This window comes from Saccharopolyspora shandongensis, assembly GCF_900106995.1.
Lineage (GTDB): Bacteria > Actinomycetota > Actinomycetes > Mycobacteriales > Pseudonocardiaceae > Saccharopolyspora > Saccharopolyspora shandongensis.
Map to the genome: position 1 here is coordinate 97,707 of NZ_FNOK01000011.1, position 25,936 is coordinate 123,642.

Genomic DNA, 25,936 nt, shown 5'->3' on the forward strand with positions numbered 1-25,936 from the left:
AGCGTGATGCGCTCTAGGACCTTCCGCTCCCGCGGCGGGCTGCGCGGATTCGCGCTGGTCGCCGCGGCGGGCACGCTCGCGCTGGGCGGTCCGACGGCACCTGCGGTCGCGCAGACCGTCGGCCCGCCGCTGCTGGATCCGTCCAAAGTGGCCACTGGCGGCCTGACGCCCCTGAACTACAAGCAGAAGCAGGGCTGCATGCGGGGCAACCCCGGCAACTCCTTGATCGAGGAGAAGCCGTGGAGCCAGCTGGTGCTCGGCTTCGAGCGGGCCCACGAAGAAGGCCTGCGCGGCACCGGGCAGACGGTGGCCGTCATCGACACCGGCGTGAACGCCTCGCACCCGCGTCTGCGGGGCAAGGTCATCAACGGTGGGAGCAGCGTTCCGGACGGCGGCGCGGACAGGGACTGCGACGGGCACGGCACGATCGTGGCCGGCATCATCGCGGCGAGCTCGGATCCCACCGGTCAGTCCGGCTACGTCGGGGTCGCGCCGGACGCCGAGATCCTGTCCCTCCGGCAGTCCTCCAAGCTGTGGATCAACGAGGCCACCAACGCCACGATCGGCGACACCGAGACGATGTCGAGGGCGATCAACAACGCGGTGGACCGCAACGTGAGCGTCATCAACATCTCGCAGTCGTCCTGCCAGTCGATCGCGCAGGCCAGAAACTATTACGACAGCGGCAACCAGATGTTGCACAACGCGGTCAAGCGCGCATACGAACACCAAGTCGTGGTCGTCGTGGCGGCCGGAAACGTCGGCGAAGCCTGCCAGAAGAACGCGTCCGGCAGCCCGACGACCGCGGTGCTGCCGGCCTGGTTCGACGAGTACGTGCTCACCGTCGCCTCGGTGAACCAGCAGGGTGCTCCGTCGGAGTTCACCGTGCCGGGCCCGTGGGTGGACGTGGCCGCGCCGGGCGAGAACCTGATCACGCTCGACCCCGGCGTCGGCGGCGAAGGACTGGCCAGCCAGATCGCCACGGGTGAGAACGGCCAGGCGGGCCCGATCCAGGGCACCAGCTTCGCCGCGCCGTACGTGTCCGGCCTGGCGGTGCTGATCAAGGAGAAGTACGAACGCGAGAACCGGCCGCTGACCGCCGGGCAGATCATGGACCGGATCAAGGAGACGGCGCTGCACCCGGGCGGCATCAACGGACGCAACGACATCGTCGGCTACGGCATGGTCGACCCGGCCGCGGCGCTGGCGGACGTGGTGCCCGGCGAGTGGGGCAAGCAGGCGCCGCCGCCGAAGCCGACGAAACTGGACGCGGACGTCATCCCGCAGAAGGACTTCCCGGCCCTGATCATCGCCCTGGGCGGTGCTGGAGCGGGAGTCGCGGGAATCATCTTCACGGCGTTCCTGATCAACGCGGTGCGAAGCGTCCGGGCGAGAGCCCGGGAGAACAGCGGCCGCTGAGCAGCACGATGAAACGGCCCGGTGTCCGCTTAGGATGCCGGGCCGTTTCCGCAAGTGCACTGCATCACACTTCCCGGAGCACCAGCAGCGGAACGAAGCCGTTCCTATACTCAATGCAGCTCGAAAGTCGAGCCAGCAAGGATGGTCTTTACTTTATCTTTGGGGATATACATGCGAGTTTTAAAGAGTCTTGGGTACGCAGTAGTCGTATCAACGTTGCTGGTGACAGGCGCGGGCCAAGTTGGCGCATACGAAGCATCTGCCGACCCTCGTGGCGGCGACTACATCGGTACTGGCATAAACATCCGCTCAGCGCCTGACCCAAACGTCAACAACATCGTCGGTCAGGGCAACCAGCGGGACGCCTTGATCGTAGAGTGCCAAGCCGGTGGTGCGGACGGACAGATCTGGGCTCTTCACACAAACTCACGAACCCACGTGCGGGGCTGGAGCCAGAAGCAGTTCATCAATGCGCCGTGGTACTGGGTGTCCTGGTGCTGAGTTCCCTATGAAAGCTGCCCTGGCGATCGTCCACTTTTTACGACGCCAGGGCTTTACTCATCTCATCATCGCGGCCTGCGAAACCGGCCTGATCCCGCGCTGAAGCCGCACGGAGCTCGGAAGCGCACCACGTGAGGGCTAGGTGGCGATTTCGCGAAATCGCCACCCCGTCAGGCTCCGAGCGCCTCAGGATGAGCCGGGCGGAGCCGTTCTAAAACGACCTCTTAGCCCCGACGCTTTGGCGGCGGTGCGTCGCCCACCGATGCCGTGCCGGTCCTCGGCTTCGGTGGCGGAGCATCGCCGACCGATGCCGTACCGGTCTTGGGCTTTGGCGGCGGCGCATCTCCCACAGAAGCCGTACCGGTCGTGGGCTTCGGCGGCGGCGCATCTCCCACCGACGCCGTCCTGGACTTCGGCGGCGGCGCATCTCCCACCGACGCCGTGCTCTTCTTCGGCTTCGGTGGTGGGGTGTCGCCGACCGATGCCGTGGCCGGTTTCGGGGCTTCGGGCTGCTTGGGGTGCAGGGCGTCCGCGATCGACGGGCGCGGCGTCGTCGGCTCGATGATCGTCGGGACGCCCAGTCTCGGCCTCGATTGCGGCGTCGTCGGCTTGGCCGGTTCCGGCTTGTCCCGCTGGGTTTCGCCGAACACCGGCGGGGCCGCGTCCGGCGGCGTGCCGAACAGCTCCTCCGGCTTGCTCTTCAGCCGGGACTGGTTCTTGCGCTCCTGGCCACCGCCTTGGCCGCCGGCCATGCCGCCCATCATGCCCATCGGCATCATGCCGCCGTACATGCCACCGGCCGCGGCGCCACCCGCCACGGCCGCGCCACCCGCGGCGGCACCGGCTGCGGCAGCGGCCGCAGGCGGAATCACCGATGGCTCCCCGGCCCGCGTGGTGTCGCCCGGGGTGAGCTCCTGATCAGGACCACCGGCCGCCGCGGTACCCGAAGCGCCCGCTGCGCCACCGCCGCCAGCACCACCAGCCGCACCGCCGCCGTCAACACCGGCCGCAGCTGGTTCGGCCGCGGCGGGATCGGCGGGCGCCGGAGCGGCCGGGGCGTTGAAATCCCATGCCTCGGCGGGCATCCGGTGTTCGAGCTTGGCCGGACCCGTCGAGCCGCCCGCCGCCACGTCGTCGCAGAACCGGGCGAACGCGCGATAGGTGTCCGAAATGGACTCCGCCAGTTCCTGCGCGGGCTGTGCCAGCTCCGCGAGGTGCTTGCGCGCCCGCTTGTGGCCTTCGTCCGGCTCCAGCAGCGCGCCGGACACCGAATCCGCCGCCTCTGCGACCAGTGCGCCCAGGTCCTCGAACTGCGACTGCAGGGCTTCCACCGTGTGGTCCAGCACATCCGCCAGCGCGCGCATCGTGTCGACCACGTCGTGGCTCGCGACGCCGACCTCGTGGATGTGCGCGAGGAACGCGTCGGCATCCTTGCCCTGCCAGGCCGAATCGATCCCGCCGAGCTTGCCCTGCACGCCTTCCGCGGCGTGCTCGATGCTTTCCGCGCCCTTGCGCCAGACCCGCGCGGCTGCGAGCAGTTCCTCGTGGCGGCCGACCAGTTCGGCGAGGTCGGCGGGGATCGAGTTCGCGAAGTCCAACTCGTCGGCGACGCGGGACAGGTAGTCGAGGTGCTCGGCCACCTCGTGGCTCTTGGCCATGATCACGCCTCCTGCTTCCGGAACTCGACGGCGCTGTCGTCGTCGCCACCGCTGTGGAAGTCCACGACCTCGCCCAGCTCGTCGCCGGCCCGGGTCAGCGTCTCCCCTGCTCGGCGGCCCTGATCCAGCAACAGGTCGCAAAGCCGTTGGTACGCCTCGGCAGCGCCCGCCTCGCGGCCGAGCGCGCCGAAGGCCTCCGGCGCCAGTTCCGCGGCCGCCATGGCCGGCTGCGCGGCCTCGATCTCCTCGCCGGCGGCGCGCACCTCGCGCGCGCAGGTCGCCAGCCATTCGACGTCGATCCGGATCCCCGACATCCGGCACCTCCCACGTTGGTCGCTCTCGAGCGTTCGTCTTTCAAGCGGCGCAGCCTCCGCAACCGGCGCCGCCGCTGGTTCTCAGCCTCCTGGTCCCGCAGTCCAGGCGGCTGAGATTCCGCTACCGGCACCGAGTTCGGAGACCGCTGCTAAAACGATCCGCCCGCAGCTCACCGTGGGCTGCGGGCGGATCGCTTGTTCCTCGGACGTTCGAGCCGACCAGTTCGGTTCCAGGTTCGCGGGTGGTTCTGCACGACCACCCGCGAACCATCAGCCACCTGGCTGGGCGCCTCCAGCTTGCTGCTGTTGCTGCGGGTTCTGCGGCGGACGGTTCACCCCGCCCGGCCCCACCGGGACCGAGTCGTAGGTCAGGCTCGCGTTCGCCGGGTCGAGGAAGTCGCCCTTCGGCAGCACCCGCATCAGCCAGGACGGCCCAGCCTTGATGTCCCCGGCGCCACCGATCACGCCGAGTCCCTGCGCGGTCGCGACGTCCTTGATGCCGAACTGCACGCCCTGGTCGGAGACCAGGAAGATCGGGCCGCTGTCCGCGCCCGCCTCGTTCGAGGCACTACGCACCACGGCCGCCTTGCCCGGCGGGAGGTAGAAGTAGTCCACGTTCTGGTCGGCGCCGTCATACTGGGCCAGCTTGACGCCCTTCGCCGTCGGCGAGCCCTTGTGCAGGGTCACCGTGATGTTCTGGTCACCGTTGACGTTCTTCCAGCTCAGGCACGAGGTGTCGGACTGCTGGAAGGTGACCGGGGTCGGCACCGCGGTCGGGAAGCCCGACAGGTTGAGCTGTTCGGAGGTGTCCGCCATCGGGGCGTCGGTGACCGCACCGGTCGCGTTCGGGACGTCCTGGCTGTTGGTCTTCGACGCGTGCAGCACGGCCGCCGCGCCCTCGCTGATCTCCTGCTTCCCGCTCGGCAGCAGCAGGAAGAACTGGTCCGGCTGGCCGGGCACGGTGCGCTTGACCACGTCACCGGCCTGGTAGCGGGCCATGTAGGTCAGCTGCGTGCCCTCGCTGGGCACGGTGGGCACCTGCAGCGCGGGCACCTCCGGGATCGCGTTCAGCATGTTCGTGCTGATCGTCCGCGGGGTGGCGCCCCGCAGCCGGAAGATGTCCATGACGGTGGTCTCCGTCTCGTCGATCTTCGACTTGACCGCGTGGGTGTGCGCGCGACCCGGCAGGTCCTTCACGCGGTAGACGAGGTATTCCTGGCCGGACGTCTGGTCCTTGACGTACAGCGACTGGTTCGGCGCGATCTCCGTCCCGTGGTTGCCGTCACCGCCGATGACCGTCGTCTCCACCTTCGCCGACGCCTCGACGCGGGCGCTGCTGAGGGTGTCGCGGACCTGGCCGACATCGCAGATCGCCCAGGACGCCTCGGCGACGTTCTTCGCGTCCGGCAGGTAGGTCGGGGCGTTGACCATGCCGGTCAGCGCGCCGCGCGGGAAGTCCGCCAGCGCGGCCTGCTTCACCGTCGTGGTCGGCACCGGGCCGCCGCCCTGGCCGCCACCCTGGGCCATGACCAGCAGCTTCGCCGATGCCATGTTCATCATCGGAATCAACCGCTTCTGGGCCTGCTGGTCGGAAGTGACGACGAAAACGCTGCCGCTTTCCTTCGCGATGATGATCGACCCCGGTTCCGGCACCGAACCCTTGCCGCCGAAAAGACCCCAAACCAGGAAACCGATCATGCCGACCGCGGCTAGCACCGCGCCGGCGATCGTGGCCCGCTTGTGCGAGCCCATCGGATCGTGGATCATCACCGCGTCTTTGCGCACCAGCGCCGACTCCATGCGGCGCAGCACGAACCGATACGCCTGAACCTGTGACTTCGTTGTGGGTGTTGATGCCATTCTTCGCCTACAGCTCTCCCGTCCGAGGTACGGTTTTGCAGGATAGTCGCAGAGAGATACCGAATGGGTGCGGTTCGACCGAGTCCGTCAGTATTCTCGTCAGGCGGCTGACTCCAGAACGCGTCCCAGCGCGCCGTGCGCCGCACCAACCTGCGAGGGGGAGAGACCGAACGGATGTCCGTGACCACACAACATCCGGCCCAGCCGACTGCTCCCGGGCCCGCCAATCCGCCCCGCGCTCGAATTCGCGCGCGCCGTCGGCGGATCAACGGCGTGACGCTCGGCGGCATTCCGGCGGCCAACATCGTGCTCATCGAGGTGGGCCTCGCCATCGGGCTCATTCTGGCGATCATCGGCGCGAAGCTGAACCTGGTGCAGGTGCTGCTGCCGGTCGGTGCCGGGATCGCGCTGCTGTCGATCATCATCGCGCTGCTGCGGCGGCGCGGCCGTTGGTTCACGCAGTGGTTCGGGCTGGTGCTCGAATACCGCAGTCGCAACCACACCCGCGTTTCCCAGCCGGCCAGCGTCGACGCGATGGAGCCTGCTGAGGACAAGGACGGCGACGGCATCATCGGCCCGGACGAGAACCACCGGGTCGCGCTGCTGCGGCTGGTCGTCGAAGACCTGGTGATCGCCCGCGCCCAGGACCACGACCGCAACCCGGTCGGAATGTCCTGGCACAAGGGCAAGTGGACCGCGGTGCTGATGGCCGAGCCGTCGCCGTCGTTGCTGAATCCCATCGAGGACACGCCGAACCTGCCGCTGGGCGTGCTGACGCCGTGCCTGGAGGACCGCGGCGTGGTGCTCGACGCGATCCAGGTCATCTGGCACTGCTACCCGGGAAGCGCGGCGCTGCCGTCGAATTCCCCGGCGCTGAACTCCTATCTCGAGGTCCAGGGCCGGCTGCCCGCGGCGGCGCGGCGCACCACCTGGATCGCGGTGCGGCTGGACCCGCAGCGCTGCGCCAAGGCGATCGGCGAGCGCGGAGGCGGCATCCTCGGTGCGCAGCGGGCGCTCATCGGCGCGCTGTCGCGAGTGCGCAACGCGCTGGAGCGCAGCGGCGTGCCGACCCGCCCGCTGGACCCGGACGAGCTGCTGCAGGCCGGGATTTCCTCGGCAGAGCTGCACAACGTGCTCGGTTCGCAGCGGCCCGTGGGCCTCAAGGAGCGGTGGGACGGCGTGACCGCGGGTGGCGTCGGCCACTCCAGCTACGCCATCACCAGCTGGCCGAACCAGATGAACGACAGCCTCAACGTGCTCACCGGGATTCGTGCGCTGTCCAGCAGCATCGCGCTGTCCATCTCGCCGGTCGGCGAGCAAGGCGAGGTCGGGCTGCGCGGCCTGGTCCGGGTCAGCGCCCGCACGCCCGCCGAACTCGACACCGCCGACGAGCGGCTGAAGGCGATCAGCAACCGCATCGGCCTGACCCTGACCCCGCTGCGCGGCTCGCAACTGGCCGGCTACGCGGCGACGCTGCCGCTCGGAGGTGCGGCATGAGCCGAAGCAGAACCATCGACGTGCCGGGCAGCCGCGGCGCGGCACCGGAATTCCTGGTCACCCCGGAAACCCTGGACGCCATCAGCCCGTCCGCCGACCGCGGCGGCGTGATCATCGGCTCGGACCCGCAGGGCAACGCGCAGGCCGCGTCGATGCTGCGGCCGCACCCGACCCGCATGGTCACCGTCGGCGGCCTGTACCTCGCCCGGCAGCTGGCGCTGCGCGCGATGGCCACCGGCGCGTGGGTGATCGTCGCCACCGGTCGGCCGGCAGCGTGGAAGATGCTGGAGCGGGCGGCGGGCCAGACCCCGGACGGGAAACCGGTGCCGCTGGTGCAGATCCGGCGGCTGGCGCCGTTCGACCTGCCCCGGTCCTCCGAGGACACCCCGCTGCTGGTGATCCACGACGGCGGCGCGGTGCCGCAGGAGCTGTTCCCGCCGCGCGCGCCGTGGCAGACGACCATGTACGTGCTGCCCTACCTGCACCCGCAGGTCAGCAGCGGCACGGCGGCGAACACGGCGGATCTGGTGCTCCTGCAACGCCTCCCGCTGAACCAGGCGCAGCTCGCCCAGCGCATCTGGAGCCTGCACGGTCACCAGGTCCAGCAGCTCACCCAGCTCAAGGACGACCAGGCGATCGCCCTCGGCAACATGACGTGGACGATGATCCGCCTCGTGACGAAGGCGATGGAACAGGAAATCCTGGGCCCCATCCGCCGCGGCGACTGACCTCTCCGGCAAGCAGCGGAGAAGCCCCGACCGAACTGTGAACTGGTCGGGGCTTCCCCGTTTCCGGCACTGCGCACAACGAGTGGTAATAGCCCCTACGTCAACTCAAGACGAATACGAGCCACGCAGATGCGGAACAACTCGCGCCGAGCATCCGGTCGATGACGACAAGTCACCGACCAGTCGCCGAAAGCCAAAGCACGCCGAGACTTGGAGGGTTTCCAATTTTAGGCAAAATCGGGCCTCCTCCGAACCGCCGCCTGGACCGCGTCGACGATCCGCTGCGGCGCTTTCGCCAGGTCTTCGGCAGTCACGACGATGACGTGCCACCCGTTGGCCCGCAACCACCGAAGCCGCTGCTGATCACGCCGGAACTGCTCGGGATCCGCATGCCAGGCGCCGTCGTACTCGACCAGCACCCGTGCCTCGTCGAAGCCAAGGTCGGCCCGCAGCAGCGAGCCGTTCTCCCCAGGAATCTCCAACTGCGGCACCGGATTTAGCCCAGCCATCACGAACATGACCCGGAGAACCGACTCGGGTGGTGACTCCGCCCGGTGGTCGAGGAACTCGAAGGCCCTCCGAGCCCGGCGGATTCCGTAGTCGTGCCGCCCCTCCAGATACCTTCCGATCGTGTCCTTGTCGATCACGCCAGCGTGCAACAACATGTCGCAAAGCCCCACCGCTTGGGGCAGCGAGTTCCGCATGAGGATGTCGAGCGCCGCTCGCTCCAACGTCGCGAGGCGAACCCCAGACCACTCGATGCTCTCGAACTCGTAGTGCCGCACGGCCCAGCATCGGATTCCGTGCAGCCTCTTGCACCCCTTGACCAGCACCTCGACTGGATCCTGCGGCCGGGCCAGAGGAACGCCGTGCAGCGTCGCTGCCGACTTCCCGGTTATGACCGCTCCGGGCGGAAGCTTCATCGCCACGGCACGACATCGGAGCTCGTGCGTGAGAATCGTTTCCGAAGTCCTGTAGACGCCGTGGATCACGCGGCAGTACTCCGGGTTCCTCAGGTCGTGATCGGTCAGGCCGGCCTGGAGAGCTTCGACACGGGTGAACAGGCCGGGGCATTGGCCGACGGCGAGAACGTTGATAGCCATGGATCAAAGCTGATCAACGATGACCATCGTCACAAGGACCCCGGGCGAATCTGTGGACTACCGAATCCCCTGTGCATGGTTGCCCACCCCCTGCATGGGCGAAGACGTACCAGTTTTAGGCAAAATTGGACTTCCACCAGCCCTGGTGACGTGACCTCAAGGCCCGGGTGCGGATCTCCAATTTTAGGCAAAATTGGGGACCCACCCGCTGCAGTCAGGGGAGGGTACGCATCGCCCTGGTCTGGGTTGCTCGGGCTTCGAGGTCTTCGTCCGACGGGTAGTCGATCGCCGTCAGCGTCAGGCCGTGGGCCGGGGCCACCGCCGTCGTCCGGGTCGTGGACTCCAGGAGCCGCGCAGGCCACGGCTCGGCCTTGCGGCCGTCGCCGACCATCAGCAGCGTGCCCACCAGGCTCCGGACCATCGAATGGCAGAACGCGTCCGCGCTCACGTGCGCGACGATCAGGTGATCCGCCACCCGCTCCCACTCGAAGCGCTGGAGCTCGCGCACCGTCGTCGCGCCGTCCCGCGGCTTGCAGTACGCCGCGAAGTCGTTGAGCCCCAACAACTCCTGCGCCGCGGCGTTGAGCGTCGCCACGTCCAGCGGCCGGTTCCAGGCGAGCGTGTCCCGGCGCCGCAGCGGGTCCACGCCCCACGGCGCATCCGACACCTGGTACCGGTAGTGCCGCCGCAGCGCCGAGAACCGCGCGTCGAACGCCGTCGGCACCACTCGCGCCCCCAGCACCCGCACGTCCGGCGGCAGGATCCGGTTCCACCGGTGGACCATCCGCCCCAGGTCCGGGATCCCTTGCTCGTCAACGGAAATCCGCCCGCCACCGGCCGGGTCGTGGGGCACGACGTCGAAGTGCAGGACCTGACCCGAAGCGTGCACCCCGGAGTCCGTCCGCCCCGCGACCACCACGTGCCGCGGCACCGACCGCCCCGGCGGCTGCTTCGCCAGCGCGTCCTCCACCAGGCCCTGCACGGTGCGCTGGCCCGGCTGCGTCGCCCAGCCGCAGAAATCCGTTCCGTCGTAGGACAAATCGAGGCGCACGCGAACGAGCCCGCCCTCCCCAGCGGGAGCGACGGGCTCGTCCACAGCAGTACTACGTGCCTGAATCAGGACTCGTCCTTCTTCTCGGCAGCGGTGTCCTCGGCCTTGGCCTCGGTCGCCTCCGGGGCCTCAGCGGCCTCGGTGGTCTCCGCCTGAGCCTCGGTCGCCTCGGCCTTCGGGGCCTCCTCGTCCTTGGCGAACTTCGTACCGCGAGCGGCTTCCGCCTCGGTGGTGACGAGCTGCTCGGTCACCAGCGCGATGACGGCCATCTTCGCGTTGTCACCCTTGCGCGGCATCGTCTTGATGATGCGGGTGTAACCGCCAGGACGTTCCGCGAAGTGCGGGCCGATCTCCGCGAAGAGCTTGTGCACGACGTCCTTGTCGCGGATGGTCTTCATGACCTCGCGACGGTTGTGCAGGTCGCCCTTCTTGGCTTTGGTGATCAGCCGCTCGGCGATCGGCCGCAGCCGCTTCGCCTTGGCCTCGGTGGTGGTGATCCGGCCGTGCTCGAACAGCGAGGTGGCCAGGTTGGCCATGATGAGCCGCTCGTGCGCCGGCGACCCGCCGAGACGCGGACCCTTGGTCGGGGTGGGCATCGGTTGCTCCTCTCAAGGCGCGCCGGTGTACCCCGGACGCGCAAAACAGCTACAGCTGCTCTGTCTCCGCGTAGTCCTGACCGTCGTCGTAGCCGTTGTCCTCGACGGGCCCGACCGCGCCGACGGTGGTCTCCTCGGAGGACCAGCCTTCGGACGGGTACTCGGCCGCCGCGGCCGACGGGTCGAATCCGGGCGGGCTGTCCTTGAGCGCGAGCCCAAGGCCGACCAGCTTCATCTTGACCTCGTCGATGGACTTCGCACCGAAGTTGCGGATGTCCAGCAGGTCGGCCTCGCTGCGCGAGACCAGCTCGCCGACGGTGTGGATGCCCTCCCGCTTGAGGCAGTTGTAGGAGCGCACCGTCAGGTCGAGGTCCTCGATCGGCATCGCGTAGGCCGCGATGGTGTCGGCTTCCGCCGGCGACGGGCCGATCTCGATGCCTTCGGCGTCGATGTTGAGCTCGCGGGCGAGCCCGAACAGCTCGACGAGGGTGCGTCCCGCCGAAGCCACCGCGTCGCGCGGGGTGATCGACGGCTTGCTCTCCACGTCGAGGATCAGCTTGTCGAAGTCCGTGCGCTGCTCGACACGGGTCGCCTCGACCTTGTAGGTCACCTTCAGCACCGGCGAGTAGATCGAGTCCACCGGGATGCGGCCGATCTCGGCACCGGTCTGCTTGTTCTGCATCGCGGGGACATAGCCACGACCACGCTCGACGACGAGCTCGATCTCCAGCTTGCCCTTCGCGTTGAGGGTGGCGATGTGCAGATCCGGGTTGTGCACCGTGACGCCCGCCGGCGGCACGATGTCGGCCGCGGTGACCTCACCCGGACCCTGCTTGCGCAGGTACATCGTCACCGGCTCGTCTTCCTCGGAGCTGACGACCAGCTCCTTGATGTTCAGGATGACGTCGGTGACGTCTTCCTTCACACCCGGAATCGTGGTGAACTCGTGCAGCACACCGTCGATGCGCAGGCTGGTGACCGCCGCCCCCGGGATCGAGGAGAGCAGGGTACGACGCAGCGAGTTGCCGAGGGTGTAGCCGAAGCCCGGCTCCAGCGGCTCGATGACGAACCGGGAGCGCGTCTCCGACACCGCCTCTTCGGACAGTGTGGGTCGCTGGGAGATGAGCACTTCGTTTTCCTTTCCTCACGACGCCCGCTATTTGACGCCGATGGAATGGCGTTGCCCGCGAAGCGCGGGCCGGTGGCGGATTCCTGCACCGCCACCGCTGGCTGCGAGCCGCCGGCGGCCGCACCCCGAGGGGAGCCGCCGGCGGGACGCGTCACTTCGAGTAGAGCTCGACGATGAGCTGCTCGGTGACCGGGGTGTCGATCTGCGCGCGCTCCGGGCGCTGGTGCACCAGGATCCGCAGGCTCGAGGGCACGACCTGCAGCCAGGCCGGAACCACACGCTCGCCCTGGGTTTCCTTGGCGATGATGAACGGCGTGGTGCCCAGGGACTTCGGCTTGACGTCGACGATGTCCCACTTCGAAACCTGGAAGCTGGGGACGTTCACCTTCTTGCCGTTGACCGTGAAGTGGCCGTGGCTGACCAGCTGACGCGCCATGCGGCGGGTGCGGGCCAGACCGGCCCGGTACACGACGTTGTCGAGCCGGGACTCCAGCAGCTGCAGCAGGTTGTCACCCGTCTTGCCGGGGCGCCGGTTGGCGTTCTCGTAGTACGAGCGGAACTGGCGCTCCAGCACACCGTAGGTGAACTTCGCCTTCTGCTTCTCCTGGAGCTGCAGCAGGTACTCGGTTTCCTTGATGCGCGCGCGGCCGTGCTGACCCGGGGGGTACGGACGGCGCTCGAACGCCTGGTCACCACCGACGAGGTCAACCTTGAGACGGCGGGACTTGCGGGTCGCGGGACCGGTATAACGTGCCATCTTTGTCTACTCCTTCCCGCGCCTCAGACCCGACGCCGCTTCGGCGGCCGGCAGCCGTTGTGCGGCTGCGGGGTCACGTCCTGGATGGTGCCGACCTCGAGACCGGCGGCCTGCAGCGAACGGATCGCCGTCTCGCGGCCCGAACCCGGGCCCTTGACGAAGACGTCGACCTTCTTCATGCCGTGCTCGGCGGCCTTGCGGGCCGCGTTCTCGGCGGCCATCTGCGCGGCGAACGGGGTGGACTTGCGGGAGCCCTTGAACCCGACGTGGCCGGCCGAGGCCCAGCTGATCACCGCACCGGTCGGGTCGGTGATCGAAACGATGGTGTTGTTGAACGTGCTCTTGATGTGCGCCTGGCCGTGAGCGACGTTCTTCTTTTCCTTGCGCCGCACTTTCTTGACGGCACCAGTGCGAGACTTGGGTGGCATGGCTTACCTGACTCCTAGCGAGGCTTACTTCTTCCCGGCCTTCTTCTTGCCGGCGACCGTCTTCTTCGGCCCCTTGCGGGTACGGGCGTTGGTCTTCGTCCGCTGCCCGTGAACCGGCAGGTGCCGGCGGTGCCGAAGCCCCGCGTAGCAGCCGATCTCGATCTTCCGGCGGATGTCGGCCTGGACCTCGCGGCGGAGGTCACCCTCGACCCGGTAGCTGCTCTCGATGAAGTCGCGCAGCTTGGTCAGCTGCTCGTCATCGAGGTCGCGCGGCCGGGCGTCGGGCGAGATTCCGGTCGCGGAGAGGATCTCCTTCGACCGGGTCTTGCCGATCCCGTAGATGTAGGTGAGCGCGATCTCCATGCGCTTTTCGCGCGGCAGATCAACGCCGACGACCCGTGCCATCTGGCCGGTTCTCCTTCGTTCTTGTCCAGGTCTGCTCCCCCGCCGCCCCCGCAACTGGTGCGGAGCCCCGGCCTGGTCCGGGGGTCAGTCGGCCCGCGTTTGGGCCGACAGGTCGAGGGAGTTCCTTCTAGATGCTTGCGACGCTCTGCTGCGCTCAGCCCTGACGCTGCTTGTGACGGGCGTTGTCGCAGATCACCAGCACCCGCCCATGACGGCGGATGACCTGGCACTTGTCGCAGATTCGCTTCACACTCGGCTGGACCTTCACGGTCGTGCTCTCCTGCTCGGACGCGTGTCCGGTCACCCGGACACCGTGGAGGTCACTTGTAGCGGTAGACGATGCGCCCACGGGAAAGGTCGTACGGCGAGAGCTCCACCACGACCCGGTCCTCGGGCAGGATGCGGATGTAGTGCTGACGCATCTTGCCACTGATGTGTGCGAGGACCTTGTGGCCGTTCTCCAACTCGACACGGAACATCGCGTTGGGAAGCGGTTCGATCACCCGACCCTCGACCTCAATGGCCCCGTCTTTCTTGCCCATGTCCTCCGCGTTTCGTGACGGTGACGGTTTGCGGACCTAAGTCCCGCCGCGTGCACCGGAGGCCCCGGCACCCGCGACGGGCACACCGCAGCCCGGCCCGAAACACCGATGACGATCCGATCCGGATGTTCGGAAGCGGATACCCAGGCACAACGAACCGGCGCTACGAGTGCGCCGATGTTCCACTGTACGCGCCGCCGATGGGGCACTCCACATCGGGGCAGCTCAACGCCGTCCCGGTCACTCCACGCAACATTGATGTCACGCTGCACGACTGCACCGCTGCGGCGGGTTGCGTGGGCGCTCCGCGCCTCACTACGTTCGATCACGCTCGACGCCGGGATCGAGGCCGACGCCGTGGGACAACCGAGGAGAAGCGTGACACCACAGCAGGACCAGCAGATCGGCAAGGTCGGGCAGAACGCGGCCAGCAAGCTGGACGAGTACCGGACCTTCTTCCAGACCGCGGTGCGCAACCCCAGGATGGTAGGCGCGGCGACCCCGACGTCGGCCGCCGTGGCTGCCACGGTGGCCCAGGTGGTGCCGACCACCGGCACCCCGGTCGTGGTCGAGCTCGGTCCCGGCACCGGCTCGTTGAGCGACGGCATCCACCGCCGGCTGCCTGAAGGCGCCCGGCACGTCGGCATCGAACTCGGCGAAGGCATGGTCGAGCACCTGCGGGCCCACAAGCCGTGGATGGAGATCGTGCACGGCGACGCGGGCGACCTGCTGGCGCTGCTGGACAAGCACAACATCGACCGCGTCGACGCCGTCATCAGCAGCATCCCGTGGTCGCTGCTGCCGAGCGACGCGCAGAACCACATCCTGCGCCAGGCCGCCGAGGCGCTCGCCCCGCAGGGCGCGTTCACGGCGCTGACCTACCTGCCCGCCGACCAGACGCCGGGCGGCCGCCGCTTCCGCGCCCGCCTGGGGCACACGTTCGACGAGATCATCACCCACACCACCTGGCGGAACATCCCGCCGATCCTGCACTACATCTGCCGCCGGCCCCTGCGCTGAGACCCTGACCGGGCGTGGCTCGGGTCTCGTCAGGGCGAACCCGGGAGGCCGTCGGGTAGGGCAGGGGCGCAGGCTTTGCACATGAGCGAGAGCACCCCCGCAACGCGACTTCGTGAAAACGCCCTGCCACGCGCTGCGACGCGCGGACGGCAGCGGGACGCTGCGATGGAAGCACCAGCTACCGCCGCCGCGTTCGGCGAACTGGCAGGAGCAGCCGTGAGCAAGCGAAAGAAGCTGCGCGAGTACTGGACGTTCCTGAACCGAGCGGCCCGCCAGCCGTCGACGTTCGGCGCCGTGCTGCCGACCTCCCGGCACGTCGCGACTGCGGTGGCCACCGTGGTGCCCAGCTTCGGCACGCCCACGGTGCTGGAGCTCGGTCCGGGCACCGGCGCGCTCAGCGGCCCCATCCAGCACCGGCTGTCCGACGGCGCGCGGCACCTCGCGGTCGAGATCGACCAGGAGATGGTCCGCTACCTGCACCGCACCAAGCCCTGGCTGGAAGTCATCGCGGGCGACGTGACGCACCTGCGCGAACTGCTGGACGCCGCCGGGGTCGACCGGGTCGACGCGGTCATCAGCAGCATCCCGTGGACCCTGCTGCCGCCGGACAAGCAGCGCGACCTGCTGGAGCAGGCGGTCTCGGTGCTGGCGCCGGGCGGGGTGTTCACGACGGTCACCTACCTGACGACGCTGTGGCGGCCGTCCACCCGCGAGTTCGTATCGGCGTTGGAGGACACCTTCGACGAGGTGCTGCCCCGCACGGCGATCTGGCGGAACGTGCCCCCGGCCCGCATCTACGCCTGCCGCCGGCCGCGGTGACCCGCGGTTCCCATTGAGATCAGAGGGTCGATTTCCATCGAAATCGAACGGATTGTCCACACCCTGCGGCGTGTCGTGCCGCGACACGCCGCAGGTCCGCAGGTTCCCTTGAAATCGAACCTTCGATTCCCGTTGAAACTGCGGCGGGGCCCGATCAGTCCTCGGCGGCGGTGAGGACCCAGGGGCCGTCTTCGGTGATCGCCACCGTGTGCTCCCAGTGCGCCGCGCGCGAACCGTCGTCGGTCACGACCGTCCAGGCGTCGTCGAGCTCCTCGGTGTCCGCCGAACCCAGCGTGAGCATCGGCTCCACCGCGATCGCCATGCCGACCCGCAGCTTCGGGCCGCGCCCGGGCTTGCCGAGGTTCGGCAGGAACGGCTCCATGTGCATCTGGGTGCCGATGCCGTGGCCGCCGTACTCGGCGATGATCCCATACTCCAGGCCGTCGGCCTTCGCGGCCGCGCGGGCCGCGGTCTCGACCGCGTGGGAGATGTCGGTGAGCCGGTTCCCGGCCCGGACCTGCTCGATGCCGGCCCACATGCTGGTCTCGGTGGCCGCCGACAGAGCCCGGTCCTGCGCGCTGACCTCACCGATCGCCAGCGTCACCGCGGAGTCGCCGTGCCAGCCGTCCAGGATCGCGCCGCAGTCCACCGACAGCAGGTCGCCCTCGGCGAGGACCTCGCTGCTGGACGGGATGCCGTGCACCACCTTCTCGTTCAGCGAGGCGCAGATCGACGCCGGGAACCCGTGGTAGCCCTTGAACGACGGCACCGCGCCAGCGTCCCGGATCACCTGCTCCGCGATCGCGTCCAGCTCACCGGTGGTCGCACCGGGCTTCGCGTTCTCGGTCACCGCGGCCAACGTACGGGCGACGATCAGGCCGGCGGCGCGCATCGCCTCGATCTCGCCCCGCGACTTGAGCTCGATGCCCTTACCCCGACGCAACAAGGCACTCACCTTCAGGTTCTTTCTCGATTGCGGTTCCGGCCGGCCGCCGCACGCGGCCGGCCTACCGGCTCAAGCGCGGTTGCGCAGCGCTTCCAGCGCGCGGGCCGTGATCTCCTCGATCGAGCCGACGGCGTCGATCTTCACGATCCGGTCCTGGTAGTACTCCAGCAGCGGCTCGGTCTCCGAGCGGTACACCGCGAGCCGGCGACGGATGATGTCCTCGGTGTCATCCGCGCGCCCGCGAGCGAGCATCCGCGTGACGAGCTCTTCCTCCGGCACGTCGAACTGCAGCACCGCGGTCAGCTCCGTGCCGCGCTCGCGCAGCATCTCGGCCAGCACCTCGGCCTGCGTGGTGGTGCGCGGGTAGCCGTCGAGCAGGAAGCCCTTGGCCGCGTCCTCGTCGGAAAGGCGGTCGCGCACCATCTCGTTGGTGACCTCGTCCGGGACCAGGTCGCCGGTGTCCAGGTAGCTCTTGGCCTTCTGGCCAAGCGGCGTGGCGTTGCCGATGTTCGCGCGGAACAGGTCTCCGGTGGAGATGTGCGGGACGTCCAGCTGTTCGCTGAGCACGGCTGCCTGGGTGCCCTTGCCCGCACCAGGCGGGCCGACGAGAACCAATCGCACCAAGGGTCTGCCTCCGAATCAATCCGATCGCGCGCCAACTGCTGACGAGCTCCGCGAACGCCCACCTGCATCCGGGCAGCCGCGTTCACACCCTACGCATGGGGGTCGACACACCAGGTCGCCCCACCCGCAACGGGGGTATCCGGGCGTGCGTCGACGCGCGCCCGGACCGTCCAGCCTACCGGAGGAAACCCTCGTACTTGCGCTGCGTGAGCTGGCTCTCGATTTGCTTCACGGTGTCCAGACCGACGTTGACCATGATCAGCACCGCGGTGCCGCCGAACGGGAAGTTCTGGTTCCCGCCCTGACCGCCGGTGATGCCGAGGAAGAAGTTCGGCAGGATCGCGATGACGCCCAGGTACAGCGAGCCGGGCAGCGTGATCCGGGACAGCACGAAGCTCAGGTATTCGGCGGTCGGCCGACCGGGCCGGATGCCCGGGATGAAGCCGCCGAACTTCTTCATGTCGTCGGCGCGCTCTTCCGGGTTGAACGTGATCGACACGTAGAAGTACGCGAAGAAGATGATCAGCGACATGTACAGCAGGATGTGCACCCAGCTGGACGGCGACACGATGTAGGTCTGGATGAACCGCGCCCACCAGGTGTCCTGGTTGCCGGCGAGCTGACCGAGCAGCTGCGGCAGGTACAGCAGCGAGGAACCGAAGATGACCGGGATGACACCCGCCTGGTTCACCTTCAACGGCAGGTACGTGGAGGTCCCGCCGTACATCCGGCGCCCGATCATGCGCTTGGCGTACTGCACCGGGATCCGGCGCTGGGCCTGCTCGATGAAGACCACGGTCGCGATGATCACGATAGCGAAGGCGCAGACCACGGCGAACACCAGGCCGCCGTGCGACTGCAGGATCGCGCCGCCCTCGGCCGGGATCCGCGAGGCGATCGAGACGAAGATCAGCAGCGACATGCCGTTGCCGATGCCGCGCTCGGTGATCAGCTCGCCCATCCACATCAGCACCGCGGCGCCGGCGGTCATCACGACCACGATGGTGATCAGGTTGAGCACCGAGTCGTCCGGGATGACCGACGTCGAGCAGCCCTGGAACAGCTGGCCGCGGACCGCGAGCGCCACGATGCCGGTGCCCTGCAGGATCGCCAGCGCGATCGTCAGGTACCGGGTGTACTGGGTCAGCTTCGACTGGCCGGACTGGCCTTCCTTCTTCAGCTGCTCGAAGCGCGGGATGACCACCTGCAGCAGCTGGATGATGATGCTCGCGGTGATGTAGGGCATGATGCCCAGCGACAACACCGACAGCTGCAGCAGTGCACCGCCGCTGAACAGGTTGAGCAGCGAATAGACGCTCTGCGAACCGCTGCCCTGGATCTCCTCGATGCACTGCTGGATGTTCGGGTACGACACCCCGGGGGCGGGGATCGTGGCACCGAGCCGGTAGAGCACGACCATGCCCAGGGTGAACAGGATCTTGCGGCGCAGGTCCGGCGTCGCCAGAGCCGAGCGGAAGGCGCCGAGCACGCGAACCTCCTGTACGCGAGCCGGTCGGAACCGGCCGGGAAAGATGCGGCAATTTCCGCAGCACCCGATGTTTACGGCACTGCCGGGGCGACTCTAGCAGGCCCGAACGCAGCCACGGACGGCGACCGAAGCCTCACTGCTGATCACGGCGTCAGCCATCGGCGAACAAAGACATTCACAATTCCCCCGAAAACCGGGAAAACCACTGGGCGACGTTCTCGAAATACGCGAAATAGACGCCGTCGCAGCGCGATTCGAGCACCCGCGAGGTCAAGTCGGCCGGCCGGAATCTCCCCGCGCACTTCACCTGATCGGGAAAAAGGCCGAGGGCCGGGCGACTTGTCGTCGCCCGGCCCTCGGTGGGAAAACCGTTGTCAGCGGTCCAGCTTGGTGACCGAACCACCCGCAGCGGTGATCTTCTCCTGGGCGCTGCCGGTGAACGCGTGCGCGGTCACCTCCAGCTTGATGCCCTCCAGATCCCCGTCGCCGAGAATCTTCACGAGCTCGTTCTTCTTGACGAGACCCTTGGCGATCAGCTCGTCGATGCCGACGGTGCCGCCCTCCGGGAACGCCTGGGCCAGCCGACCGATGTTCACACCCTGGTACTCGGTGCGGAAGCGGTTCTTGAAGCCCTTCAGCTTCGGGAGCCGCATGTGGATCGGCATCTGCCCGCCCTCGAAGCGAGGGGAGACGTTCTTGCGAGCCTTGGTGCCCTTGGTACCGCGGCCCGCGGTCTTGCCCTTGGAGCCCTCACCGCGACCGACGCGGACCTTGTCGCGCTTGGCGCCGGGGGCCGGACGCAGGTCGTGCAGTTTGATGACCATGTCAGTCGACCTCCTCGACCGTCACCAGGTGACGGACGGCGTTGATCATGCCGCGCACGTTGGAGTCATCCGGACGCACCACGGACTGACGGATCTTGCGCAGCCCGAGGGTGCGCATGGTGTCGCGCTGGTTCTGCTTGGAGCCGACCAGACCACGCACCTGGGTGATCTTCAGCTGTGCCATGTCGATCAAGCCCCCTGCTGCGCCGCACGGGCACGCAGGATGAACGCCGGGGCGACATCCTCCAGCGGCAGGCCGCGACGAGCCGCGACCTCCTCCGGCCGCTGCAGCATCTTCAGCGCGGCGACCGTGGCGTGCACGATGTTGATCGGGTTGTCGCTGCCCAGCGACTTGCTCAGCACGTCGTGGACACCGGCGCACTCCAGCACCGCACGCACCGGGCCACCGGCGATAACACCGGTACCGGCGCTGGCCGGACGCAGCAGCACGACGCCCGCGGCGTCCTCGCCCTGCACCGGGTGGGTGATGGTGCCGCCCAGACGCGGGACGCGGAAGAAGTTCTTCTTCGCCTCCTCGACGCCCTTGGCGATGGCCGCCGGAACTTCCTTGGCCTTGCCGTAACCGACACCGACCATGCCGTCGCCGTCGCCGACGACGACCAGCGCGGTGAAGCTGAACCGCCGGCCACCCTTGACGACCTTCGCGACGCGGTTGATGGTCACGACGCGTTCGAACTGCGGGGTCTTCTCTTGGGCCGCCCCGCCACGGCCGCCGTCGCGGCGGTCCCGGCGGTCCTTGCCGCCGGACTCCCCGCCTTCACGCCGAGTGCGTCCAGGCATCAGGCGTCCCTTCCGTTCTCGTTCTTAGCCACTTGTCAGAACTCCAGTCCGCCGTCACGGGCGGCGTCGGCCAGCGCGGCCACGCGACCGTGGTAGGCGTTACCGCCGCGGTCGAACACGACCTTGTCGATGCCGGCGTCCTTGGCACGGGCCGCGACGAGCTCGCCGACCTTGGTGGCCTTGGCCTTCTTGTCGCCCTCGAAGGCCTGGACATCGGCTTCCAGGCTGGTAGCCGAAACCAGGGTGTGGCCCTTGGTGTCGTCGATGACCTGCGCGACGATGTTGCGCAGCGAACGGGTCACGACGAGGCGCGGGCGCTCGGCGGTGCCGACGATCTTCTTGCGGATGCGCGTGTGCCGCTTGGCGCGGGCAAGCCGACGCTTGGTCGAGAGGTCCTTGCCCACCGGCTTGCGCTTGGTAGCTGTCGTCTCGCTCATGGTCACTTACCCGTCTTCCCGACCTTGCGGCGGATGATCTCCCCTGCGTAGCGGACACCCTTGCCCTTGTACGGGTCGGGCTTGCGCAGCTTGCGGATCCTGGCCGCGATCTCGCCGACCAGCTGCTTGTCGATGCCCTTGACCGAGAGCTTGGTCGGGCCGTCGACCGCGAACTGGATGCCTTCCGGCGGTTCGATCACGATGGGGTGGCTGTAGCCGAGGGCGAACTCGAGGTTCGACCCCTTCTGCATCACGCGGTAACCGACGCCGTGGATCTCCAGGTTCTTCTGGTATCCCTGGCTGACGCCGATCACCATGTTGTTCACCAGCGTGCGGGTGAGCCCGTGCAGCGAACGGCTTTCCCGCTCGTCGTTGGGGCGCTTCACCAGCACCGCGCCGTCCTCGTCCTTCTCGACGATGATCGGCTCGGCAACCTGGTGGTGCAGGCTGCCCTTGGGGCCCTTCACGGTCACCGCCGGGCCGTCGATGGTCACCTCGACGCCAGAGGGGACGGTGATCGGCAGCTTTCCGATGCGCGACATTGCCGCTCCTCCTCCCTTACCAGACGTAGGCGAGGACTTCCCCGCCCACGCCCTTCTTCATGGCCTGCCGGTCGGTCAGCAGACCGCCGGAGGTCGAGATGATCGCGACGCCCAGGCCACCCAGCACCTTCGGCAGGTTGGTGGACTTGGCGTAGACCCGCAGGCCGGGCTTCGAGACCCGGCGCAGGCCCGCGATGCTCCGCTCGCGGTTCGGGCCGTACTTGAGCTCGACGACGAGCTGCTTGCAGTTTTCGCCCTCTTCGACGCGCGAGCCGGACACGTAGCCCTCGCGCTTGAGGATCTCGGCGATGTTCGCCTTCAGCTTGGAGTGCGGCATCACGACCTCGTCGTGGTATGCCGAGTTTCCGTTGCGCAGACGCGTCAGCATGTCTGCGATCGGATCGGTCATCGTCATGACCTGCTCAACCTTTCTCGTCTGGTTCCGATGGGCCCCGATCGCGCACCACCCTGAGGTGGCCGTCTGGGCCCTGGCCTGGACGAAGTTCGGGGTTTGCCGGCCGAGCAGCCGGTTCCCTTGTCAATTCGCGTGCAAGCACGGCGTTCGCCGCGGAGCGTGGGCATCAGCCCTGGTAGCGCCTGCTGAGGGTACCGGCAATCGGTATCACCCCAGCAGGCGGGCAGTCACCAGGAGGACTTGCTCACACCGGGCAGCTCGCCGGCGTGCGCCATCTCGCGGAAGCACACGCGGCACAGGCCGAACTTGCGGAACACCGCACGCGGCCGACCGCAGCGCTGGCAGCGGGTGTAGCCGCGGACGTTGAACTTCGGCTTGCGCGCCGCCTTGATAACCAGCGCCTTCTTGGCCATCGCTCAGTTCTCCTTGAACGGGAAGCCCAGGTGCTTCAGCAGCGCCCGGCCCTCCTCATTGTTGGTGGCCGTGGTAACGACAGTGATGTCCATGCCACGCGGGCGGTCGATGTTGTCCGGGTTGATCTCGTGGAACATCGACTGCTCGTTGAGGCCGAACGTGTAGTTGCCCTTGCCGTCGAACTGCTTCGGCGACAACCCGCGGAAGTCGCGGATACGCGGCAGCGCGATGGTGACCAGGCGGTCCAGGAACTCCCACATCCGGTCGCCGCGCAGGGTGACCCGCGCACCGATCGGCATGCCCTCGCGGAGCTTGAACTGCGCGATGGACTTGCGAGCCTTGCGGATCTCCGGCTTCTGACCGGTGATGATCGACAGGTCGCGGACCGCGCCCTCGATCAGCTTGCTGTCCCGAGCGGCGTCGCCAACACCCATGTTGACCACGACCTTGACCACGCCCGGCGTCTGCATCACGTTGGAGTAGTTGAACTCCTCGTTCAGCGCCTGGCGGATCTCCTCGCGGTAACGGGTCTTCAGCCGCGGGACGATCTTCTCAGCGGTAGTCATGATCAGATGTCCTTACCGTTACGACGAGAGATGCGAACCTTCTTGCCGTCCTCACCGATGCGGTAGCCGACCCGGGTGGGCTTGCCGTCGGAGTCCACGACCATCACGTTGCTCACGTGGATCGGTGCTTCCTGGGTGACGATGCCGCCGGACTGCGCGCCACGCTCGGTCCGCGAGACCTTGGTGTGCTTCTTGATCCGGTTGACACCCTCGACCAGGATGCGCTGCTCCTGCGGGATGGCCTTGATGACCTTGCCCTTGGCGCCCTTGTCCTTGCCGGAGATGACGACGACCGTGTCGCCCTTCTTGATCTTCATCACAAAACCTCCGGCGCGAGCGAGATGATCTTCATGAACTTCTTGTCGCGCAGCTCGCGGGCGACCGGTCCGAAGATACGGGTGCCCCGCGGCTCACCGCCGGGCTTGACCAGCACCGCGGCGTTCTCGTCGAAACGGATGTAGGAACCATCCGCGCGACGCTTTTCCTTCTTCTGCCGGACGATGACGGCCTTGACCACATCGCCCTTCTTGACTCCGGCGCCGGGGATGGCTTCCTTGACGGTCGCCACGATGATGTCCCCGAGGCCCGCGTACCGCCGACCCGACCCACCGAGGACACGGATCGTGAGGATCTCCTTGGCCCCGGTGTTGTCGGCGACACGCAGTCGCGACTCCTGCTGGATCACGTCTTTCTCCTGACCCTAAGTACCCGGATCTGGCCCGGGCACACTCTGGCGCGCCAAATTTCCGACCTGACGCGCGCGGTCAACTTCCGGCACGAGAACGGCCGGCCGCTGGGAGGGTTCCCGGCGGCCGGCCGGCCGCACACCTTCGTTTACTTGGCCTTCTCGAGGATCTCGACCAGTCGCCAGCGCTTGCTGGCCGACAGCGGACGAGTCTCCATCAGCAGCACGCGGTCGCCGACACCGGCCGTGTTGGCCTCGTCGTGCGCCTTGACCTTGCTGGTCTGCCGCAGGACCTTGCCGTACAGCGCGTGCTTCTTGCGGTCTTCGAGGGAGACCACGATCGTCTTGTCCATCTTGTCCGAGACGACGTAGCCCTCGCGCACCTTGCGACGGTTGCGCTCCACGCCCTGTCCTTTCTCGCTCATGCCGCGCCTTCCTCAGCGCCTTCGGGGGAAACCGTCAGGCCCAGTTCGCGTTCACGCATGATCGTGTAGATCCGGGCGATGTCCTGCCGGACCGTGCGCAGCCGCCGGTTGTTGCTCAGCTGACCGGTGGCCATCTGGAAGCGGAGGTTGAACAGCTCCTCCTTGGCTTCCTTCAGCCGCTGCACGAGCTCCTCGGCGTTGAGCTCGCGGAGCTCCGATGCGGTGACACCCGCTGCCATCAGAAGTCACCACCCTCGCGGGACACGATCTTGCACTTCATCGGGAGCTTGTGCGCCGCACGGGTCAGCGCCTCGATCGCCGTCTTCTCGTTCGGGAAGGTCAGCTCGAACATGATGCGTCCGGGCTTGACGTTGGCGATCCAGGACTCCGGCGAACCCTTACCGGAACCCTGACGGGTTTCGGCGGGCTTCTTGGTCAGCGGGCGGTCCGGGAAGATGTTGATCCACACCTTGCCGCCACGCTTGACGTGCCGGGTGATCGCGATACGAGCCGACTCGATCTGACGGTTGGTCACGTAGCCGTGCTCGACCGCCTGAATGCCGTACTCACCGAAGCTGATCCGGGTACCACCCTTGGCCATGCCCTTGCGCTTCGGCGCGTGGCTCTTGCGCCACTTCACCCTGCGTGGGACGAGCACGTCTCAGCCCTCCGTCTTCTCTTCAGCCGCAGCAGCCTGCGGCTGCTCGCCCTCCGCGGCCTTCTCGGCCTTGGCGGACTTGTCAGCTGCAGCGCGGTCCGCGCCACCGGCACCCCGGCGACGGCCACCGCGGTCCGGACGGCCACCGCGGTCACCGCGGTCACCGCGGTCGCCGCCGCCGCGCGGCGGACGGACCTCGGACTCCTGCTGCTTCTGCTTCAGGCCACCGACCAGCTCGCCCTTGTAGATCCACACCTTGACGCCGATGCGCCCGAAGGTGGTGCGGGCCTCGAAGAAGCCGTAGTCGATGTCCGCGCGCAGCGTGTGCAGCGGGACCCGGCCCTCGCGGTAGAACTCCGAGCGGGACATCTCCGCGCCGCCCAGGCGACCCGAGCACTGCACCCGGATGCCCTTGACCTGCGACGAGCGCATGGCCGACTGGATGGCCTTGCGCATCGCGCGCCGGAAGGACACGCGGTTGGACAGCTGCTCGGCCACGCCCTGCGCGACCAGCTGGGCGTCCGCCTCGGGGTTCTTGACCTCGAGGATGTTGAGCTGGACCTGCTTGCCGGTCAGCTTCTCCAGGGAACCGCGGATGCGGTCCGCCTCGGCACCGCGGCGGCCGATGACGATGCCCGGCCGGGCGGTGTGAATGTCCACGCGGACCCGCTCGCGGGTGCGCTCGATCTCAACCTTCGAGATCCCAGCGCGCTCCATGCCGCGAGACAGCTGCCGGCGGATCTTGACGTCCTCCGCGACGTACTCCGAGTACTGCTTGTCGGCGTACCAGCGAGACTTCCAGTCCGTGGTGATGCCGAGTCGGAAGCCGTGCGGGTTGATCTTCTGACCCACTACCGGGCACTCCCCTTCTGGCTCTTTCGGGACTTGGTCGCCGCCTTCGGGCGAGACTCGACCTCGACCGTGATGTGGCTGGTCCGCTTGCGGATCCGGTACGCACGGCCCTGCGCGCGCGGCCGGAACCGCTTCAACGTCGGGCCCTCGTCCACGTACGCGTGGCGCACGACCAGCGTCTCGGGGTCGAGGGAGAGGTTGTTCTCAGCGTTGGCGATCGCACTGGCGAGCACCTTCGACACCGGACCGCTGGCGGTCTGCGGCGCGAACTGGAGCACGGCCAGGGCATCGGCGGCACTCCGGCCCTTGATGAGCTCGACCACGCGCCGCGCCTTCATCGGCGACACGCGGACGAACCGGGCCCGCGCCACTGCGTGCGGGAACTCCGCAGCAGTGTCGTCGGATCGGGCTGTCATCCTGCTACCCCTTGC

General features: G+C 67.9%; 35 protein-coding genes. 5 read left to right on the forward strand and 30 right to left on the reverse strand.

The window, feature by feature from the left end:
* Nucleotides 1-6: 6 nt before the first annotated feature.
* Nucleotides 7-1,419, forward strand: a complete 1,413-nt coding sequence (gene mycP / locus BLW84_RS14170; protein ID WP_093265602.1) for a type VII secretion-associated serine protease mycosin — start codon at nt 7-9, stop codon at nt 1,417-1,419.
* Nucleotides 1,420-2,144: 725 nt separating this feature from the next.
* On the opposite strand, the gene BLW84_RS14175 is transcribed toward mycP, so the two are convergent.
* From BLW84_RS14175 to eccB, 3 genes are all read right to left on the reverse strand, one after another.
* Nucleotides 2,145-3,578, reverse strand: a complete 1,434-nt coding sequence (locus BLW84_RS14175; RefSeq protein ID WP_093265604.1) for a WXG100 family type VII secretion target — start codon at nt 3,576-3,578, stop codon at nt 2,145-2,147.
* A gap of 2 nt (nt 3,579-3,580) precedes the next feature.
* On the reverse strand, nt 3,581-3,892 hold the full coding sequence (locus BLW84_RS14180; protein ID WP_093265605.1) for a hypothetical protein: 312 nt from the start codon (nt 3,890-3,892) through the stop codon (nt 3,581-3,583).
* Nucleotides 3,893-4,162: 270 nt separating this feature from the next.
* Nucleotides 4,163-5,752 carry a type VII secretion protein EccB gene (eccB, locus tag BLW84_RS14185; protein ID WP_093265607.1) on the reverse strand — a complete coding sequence of 530 codons (1,590 nt, stop codon included), beginning with the start codon at nt 5,750-5,752 and terminating at the stop codon, nt 4,163-4,165.
* A 174-nt stretch (nt 5,753-5,926) separates the two neighbouring features.
* On the opposite strand from eccB, the gene eccE reads away from it, so the two are divergent.
* Together eccE and BLW84_RS14195 are read left to right on the forward strand one after the other, a co-directional pair.
* Nucleotides 5,927-7,249 (forward strand): type VII secretion protein EccE, encoded by a 1,323-nt coding sequence (gene eccE, locus BLW84_RS14190; RefSeq protein WP_245761136.1) that lies wholly within the window; start codon nt 5,927-5,929, stop codon nt 7,247-7,249.
* Nucleotides 7,246-7,977: a hypothetical protein gene (locus BLW84_RS14195; RefSeq protein ID WP_093265610.1), complete on the forward strand. Its 732-nt coding sequence runs from the start codon at nt 7,246-7,248 to the stop codon at nt 7,975-7,977. Before eccE ends, BLW84_RS14195 begins: the two co-directional genes overlap by 4 nt.
* Nucleotides 7,978-8,204: 227 nt before the next feature.
* On the opposite strand, the gene BLW84_RS14200 is transcribed toward BLW84_RS14195, so the two are convergent.
* The 9 genes from BLW84_RS14200 to infA form a co-directional block, all read right to left on the reverse strand.
* Nucleotides 8,205-9,080 (reverse strand): DUF559 domain-containing protein, encoded by an 876-nt coding sequence (locus tag BLW84_RS14200; RefSeq protein ID WP_093265611.1) that lies wholly within the window; start codon nt 9,078-9,080, stop codon nt 8,205-8,207.
* Between the two features lie 214 nt (nt 9,081-9,294).
* Nucleotides 9,295-10,131: a tRNA pseudouridine(38-40) synthase TruA gene (truA, locus tag BLW84_RS14205; RefSeq protein ID WP_245761137.1), complete on the reverse strand. Its 837-nt coding sequence runs from the start codon at nt 10,129-10,131 to the stop codon at nt 9,295-9,297.
* Nucleotides 10,132-10,196: 65 nt separating this feature from the next.
* Complete coding sequence (gene rplQ, locus BLW84_RS14210; RefSeq protein ID WP_093265614.1) at nt 10,197-10,727, reverse strand: 50S ribosomal protein L17; 531 nt, start codon at nt 10,725-10,727, stop codon at nt 10,197-10,199.
* 49 nt (nt 10,728-10,776) lie between these two features.
* Nucleotides 10,777-11,856, reverse strand: coding sequence for a DNA-directed RNA polymerase subunit alpha (locus BLW84_RS14215; protein WP_093265616.1), 1,080 nt, complete (start codon nt 11,854-11,856; stop codon nt 10,777-10,779).
* Between the two features lie 151 nt (nt 11,857-12,007).
* On the reverse strand, nt 12,008-12,613 hold the full coding sequence (gene rpsD, locus BLW84_RS14220) for a 30S ribosomal protein S4 (RefSeq protein ID WP_093265617.1): 606 nt from the start codon (nt 12,611-12,613) through the stop codon (nt 12,008-12,010).
* A gap of 23 nt (nt 12,614-12,636) precedes the next feature.
* Nucleotides 12,637-13,041 (reverse strand): 30S ribosomal protein S11, encoded by a 405-nt coding sequence (gene rpsK, locus BLW84_RS14225; RefSeq protein WP_093265619.1) that lies wholly within the window; start codon nt 13,039-13,041, stop codon nt 12,637-12,639.
* Between the two features lie 24 nt (nt 13,042-13,065).
* Entirely contained in the window at nt 13,066-13,446 is a 381-nt protein-coding gene (rpsM, locus tag BLW84_RS14230; RefSeq protein WP_010315370.1) for a 30S ribosomal protein S13, read from the reverse strand.
* Between the two features lie 154 nt (nt 13,447-13,600).
* Complete coding sequence (gene rpmJ / locus BLW84_RS14235; protein WP_010315372.1) at nt 13,601-13,714, reverse strand: 50S ribosomal protein L36; 114 nt, start codon at nt 13,712-13,714, stop codon at nt 13,601-13,603.
* Nucleotides 13,715-13,766: 52 nt separating this feature from the next.
* The gene (gene infA / locus BLW84_RS14240; RefSeq protein ID WP_009948665.1) at nt 13,767-13,988 is read right to left on the reverse strand and encodes a translation initiation factor IF-1; all 222 of its coding nucleotides are present in this window, start codon (nt 13,986-13,988) and stop codon (nt 13,767-13,769) included.
* 378 nt (nt 13,989-14,366) lie between these two features.
* Between infA and BLW84_RS14245 the strand changes: the two genes are divergently transcribed.
* Both BLW84_RS14245 and BLW84_RS14250 read left to right on the forward strand, forming a co-directional pair.
* On the forward strand, nt 14,367-15,008 hold the full coding sequence (locus BLW84_RS14245) for a class I SAM-dependent methyltransferase (protein ID WP_245761138.1): 642 nt from the start codon (nt 14,367-14,369) through the stop codon (nt 15,006-15,008).
* 216 nt (nt 15,009-15,224) lie between these two features.
* On the forward strand, nt 15,225-15,827 hold the full coding sequence (locus BLW84_RS14250) for a class I SAM-dependent methyltransferase (protein ID WP_093265620.1): 603 nt from the start codon (nt 15,225-15,227) through the stop codon (nt 15,825-15,827).
* A 154-nt stretch (nt 15,828-15,981) separates the two neighbouring features.
* Here the strand turns inward: BLW84_RS14250 and map are convergent, their stop codons facing one another.
* From map to rplV, 18 genes are all read right to left on the reverse strand, one after another.
* Nucleotides 15,982-16,773: a type I methionyl aminopeptidase gene (gene map, locus BLW84_RS14255; RefSeq protein WP_093265622.1), complete on the reverse strand. Its 792-nt coding sequence runs from the start codon at nt 16,771-16,773 to the stop codon at nt 15,982-15,984.
* Nucleotides 16,774-16,842: 69 nt separating this feature from the next.
* A complete protein-coding gene (locus tag BLW84_RS14260) occupies nt 16,843-17,397 on the reverse strand; it encodes an adenylate kinase (protein WP_177226468.1) in 555 nt (184 codons plus the stop codon).
* Between the two features lie 175 nt (nt 17,398-17,572).
* A complete protein-coding gene (gene secY / locus BLW84_RS14265; RefSeq protein WP_093265624.1) occupies nt 17,573-18,886 on the reverse strand; it encodes a preprotein translocase subunit SecY in 1,314 nt (437 codons plus the stop codon).
* A 374-nt stretch (nt 18,887-19,260) separates the two neighbouring features.
* Complete coding sequence (gene rplO / locus BLW84_RS14270; RefSeq protein WP_093265625.1) at nt 19,261-19,710, reverse strand: 50S ribosomal protein L15; 450 nt, start codon at nt 19,708-19,710, stop codon at nt 19,261-19,263.
* 1 nt (nt 19,711) lies between these two features.
* The gene (rpmD, locus tag BLW84_RS14275) at nt 19,712-19,894 is read right to left on the reverse strand and encodes a 50S ribosomal protein L30 (RefSeq protein WP_093265627.1); all 183 of its coding nucleotides are present in this window, start codon (nt 19,892-19,894) and stop codon (nt 19,712-19,714) included.
* Nucleotides 19,895-19,899: 5 nt separating this feature from the next.
* Nucleotides 19,900-20,511, reverse strand: coding sequence for a 30S ribosomal protein S5 (gene rpsE / locus BLW84_RS14280; protein WP_093265628.1), 612 nt, complete (start codon nt 20,509-20,511; stop codon nt 19,900-19,902).
* Nucleotides 20,512-20,546: 35 nt separating this feature from the next.
* Complete coding sequence (gene rplR, locus BLW84_RS14285) at nt 20,547-20,948, reverse strand: 50S ribosomal protein L18 (protein WP_245761139.1); 402 nt, start codon at nt 20,946-20,948, stop codon at nt 20,547-20,549.
* 2 nt (nt 20,949-20,950) lie between these two features.
* A complete protein-coding gene (gene rplF / locus BLW84_RS14290; RefSeq protein WP_093265631.1) occupies nt 20,951-21,490 on the reverse strand; it encodes a 50S ribosomal protein L6 in 540 nt (179 codons plus the stop codon).
* A gap of 16 nt (nt 21,491-21,506) precedes the next feature.
* A complete protein-coding gene (gene rpsH, locus BLW84_RS14295; protein WP_010315396.1) occupies nt 21,507-21,905 on the reverse strand; it encodes a 30S ribosomal protein S8 in 399 nt (132 codons plus the stop codon).
* 227 nt (nt 21,906-22,132) lie between these two features.
* The gene (locus BLW84_RS14300; RefSeq protein ID WP_010315398.1) at nt 22,133-22,318 is read right to left on the reverse strand and encodes a type Z 30S ribosomal protein S14; all 186 of its coding nucleotides are present in this window, start codon (nt 22,316-22,318) and stop codon (nt 22,133-22,135) included.
* Between the two features lie 3 nt (nt 22,319-22,321).
* Entirely contained in the window at nt 22,322-22,885 is a 564-nt protein-coding gene (gene rplE, locus BLW84_RS14305; protein WP_010315400.1) for a 50S ribosomal protein L5, read from the reverse strand.
* Nucleotides 22,886-22,887: 2 nt separating this feature from the next.
* Nucleotides 22,888-23,202 (reverse strand): 50S ribosomal protein L24, encoded by a 315-nt coding sequence (rplX, locus tag BLW84_RS14310; RefSeq protein ID WP_093265633.1) that lies wholly within the window; start codon nt 23,200-23,202, stop codon nt 22,888-22,890.
* The gene (gene rplN, locus BLW84_RS14315) at nt 23,202-23,570 is read right to left on the reverse strand and encodes a 50S ribosomal protein L14 (RefSeq protein WP_010315405.1); all 369 of its coding nucleotides are present in this window, start codon (nt 23,568-23,570) and stop codon (nt 23,202-23,204) included. The genes rplX and rplN overlap by 1 nt, the downstream gene beginning before the upstream one ends.
* Nucleotides 23,571-23,719: 149 nt before the next feature.
* Nucleotides 23,720-23,995 (reverse strand): 30S ribosomal protein S17, encoded by a 276-nt coding sequence (rpsQ, locus tag BLW84_RS14320; protein WP_093265635.1) that lies wholly within the window; start codon nt 23,993-23,995, stop codon nt 23,720-23,722.
* On the reverse strand, nt 23,992-24,234 hold the full coding sequence (rpmC, locus tag BLW84_RS14325; protein ID WP_093265636.1) for a 50S ribosomal protein L29: 243 nt from the start codon (nt 24,232-24,234) through the stop codon (nt 23,992-23,994). Before rpmC ends, rpsQ begins: the two co-directional genes overlap by 4 nt.
* Nucleotides 24,234-24,653, reverse strand: a complete 420-nt coding sequence (gene rplP, locus BLW84_RS14330; RefSeq protein WP_093265638.1) for a 50S ribosomal protein L16 — start codon at nt 24,651-24,653, stop codon at nt 24,234-24,236. The genes rpmC and rplP overlap by 1 nt, the downstream gene beginning before the upstream one ends.
* Before the next feature lie 3 nt (nt 24,654-24,656).
* Nucleotides 24,657-25,505, reverse strand: coding sequence for a 30S ribosomal protein S3 (gene rpsC / locus BLW84_RS14335; RefSeq protein WP_093265639.1), 849 nt, complete (start codon nt 25,503-25,505; stop codon nt 24,657-24,659).
* Nucleotides 25,505-25,921, reverse strand: coding sequence for a 50S ribosomal protein L22 (rplV, locus tag BLW84_RS14340; RefSeq protein WP_093265641.1), 417 nt, complete (start codon nt 25,919-25,921; stop codon nt 25,505-25,507). The genes rpsC and rplV overlap by 1 nt, the downstream gene beginning before the upstream one ends.
* Between the last annotated feature and the right edge of the window lie 15 nt (nt 25,922-25,936).

Bases quoted from the DNA above. Each gene is read 5' to 3' on its own strand.
- BLW84_RS14300 (WP_010315398.1), bottom strand. From the start codon at position 22,318: ATGGCCAAGAAGGCGCTGGTTATCAAGGCGGCGCGCAAGCCGAAGTTC.
- rplX (WP_093265633.1), bottom strand. From the start codon at position 23,202: ATGAAGATCAAGAAGGGCGACACGGTCGTCGTCATCTCCGGCAAGGAC.
- BLW84_RS14180 (WP_093265605.1), bottom strand. From the start codon at position 3,892: ATGTCGGGGATCCGGATCGACGTCGAATGGCTGGCGACCTGCGCGCGC.
- rplE (WP_010315400.1), bottom strand. From the start codon at position 22,885: ATGACTACCGCTGAGAAGATCGTCCCGCGGCTGAAGACCCGTTACCGC.
- BLW84_RS14175 (WP_093265604.1), bottom strand. From the start codon at position 3,578: ATGGCCAAGAGCCACGAGGTGGCCGAGCACCTCGACTACCTGTCCCGC.
- infA (WP_009948665.1), bottom strand. From the start codon at position 13,988: ATGGGCAAGAAAGACGGGGCCATTGAGGTCGAGGGTCGGGTGATCGAA.
- rpsH (WP_010315396.1), bottom strand. From the start codon at position 21,905: ATGACGATGACCGATCCGATCGCAGACATGCTGACGCGTCTGCGCAAC.
- rpsM (WP_010315370.1), bottom strand. From the start codon at position 13,446: ATGGCACGGGTCGTCGGCGTTGATCTGCCGCGCGAAAAGCGCATGGAG.
- eccE (WP_245761136.1), top strand. From the start codon at position 5,927: ATGTCCGTGACCACACAACATCCGGCCCAGCCGACTGCTCCCGGGCCC.
- rplV (WP_093265641.1), bottom strand. From the start codon at position 25,921: ATGACAGCCCGATCCGACGACACTGCTGCGGAGTTCCCGCACGCAGTG.
- rpsD (WP_093265617.1), bottom strand. From the start codon at position 12,613: ATGGCACGTTATACCGGTCCCGCGACCCGCAAGTCCCGCCGTCTCAAG.
- BLW84_RS14195 (WP_093265610.1), top strand. From the start codon at position 7,246: ATGAGCCGAAGCAGAACCATCGACGTGCCGGGCAGCCGCGGCGCGGCA.
- rpmC (WP_093265636.1), bottom strand. From the start codon at position 24,234: ATGGCAGCGGGTGTCACCGCATCGGAGCTCCGCGAGCTCAACGCCGAG.
- rplO (WP_093265625.1), bottom strand. From the start codon at position 19,710: ATGGTCATCAAACTGCACGACCTGCGTCCGGCCCCCGGCGCCAAGCGC.
- rplQ (WP_093265614.1), bottom strand. From the start codon at position 10,727: ATGCCCACCCCGACCAAGGGTCCGCGTCTCGGCGGGTCGCCGGCGCAC.
- rplR (WP_245761139.1), bottom strand. From the start codon at position 20,948: ATGAGCGAGACGACAGCTACCAAGCGCAAGCCGGTGGGCAAGGACCTC.
- BLW84_RS14200 (WP_093265611.1), bottom strand. From the start codon at position 9,080: ATGGCTATCAACGTTCTCGCCGTCGGCCAATGCCCCGGCCTGTTCACC.
- mycP (WP_093265602.1), top strand. From the start codon at position 7: ATGCGCTCTAGGACCTTCCGCTCCCGCGGCGGGCTGCGCGGATTCGCG.
- rpmD (WP_093265627.1), bottom strand. From the start codon at position 19,894: ATGGCACAGCTGAAGATCACCCAGGTGCGTGGTCTGGTCGGCTCCAAG.
- rpsE (WP_093265628.1), bottom strand. From the start codon at position 20,511: ATGCCTGGACGCACTCGGCGTGAAGGCGGGGAGTCCGGCGGCAAGGAC.
- eccB (WP_093265607.1), bottom strand. From the start codon at position 5,752: ATGGCATCAACACCCACAACGAAGTCACAGGTTCAGGCGTATCGGTTC.
- rpsQ (WP_093265635.1), bottom strand. From the start codon at position 23,995: ATGAGCGAGAAAGGACAGGGCGTGGAGCGCAACCGTCGCAAGGTGCGC.
- rplF (WP_093265631.1), bottom strand. From the start codon at position 21,490: ATGTCGCGCATCGGAAAGCTGCCGATCACCGTCCCCTCTGGCGTCGAG.
- rpsK (WP_093265619.1), bottom strand. From the start codon at position 13,041: ATGCCACCCAAGTCTCGCACTGGTGCCGTCAAGAAAGTGCGGCGCAAG.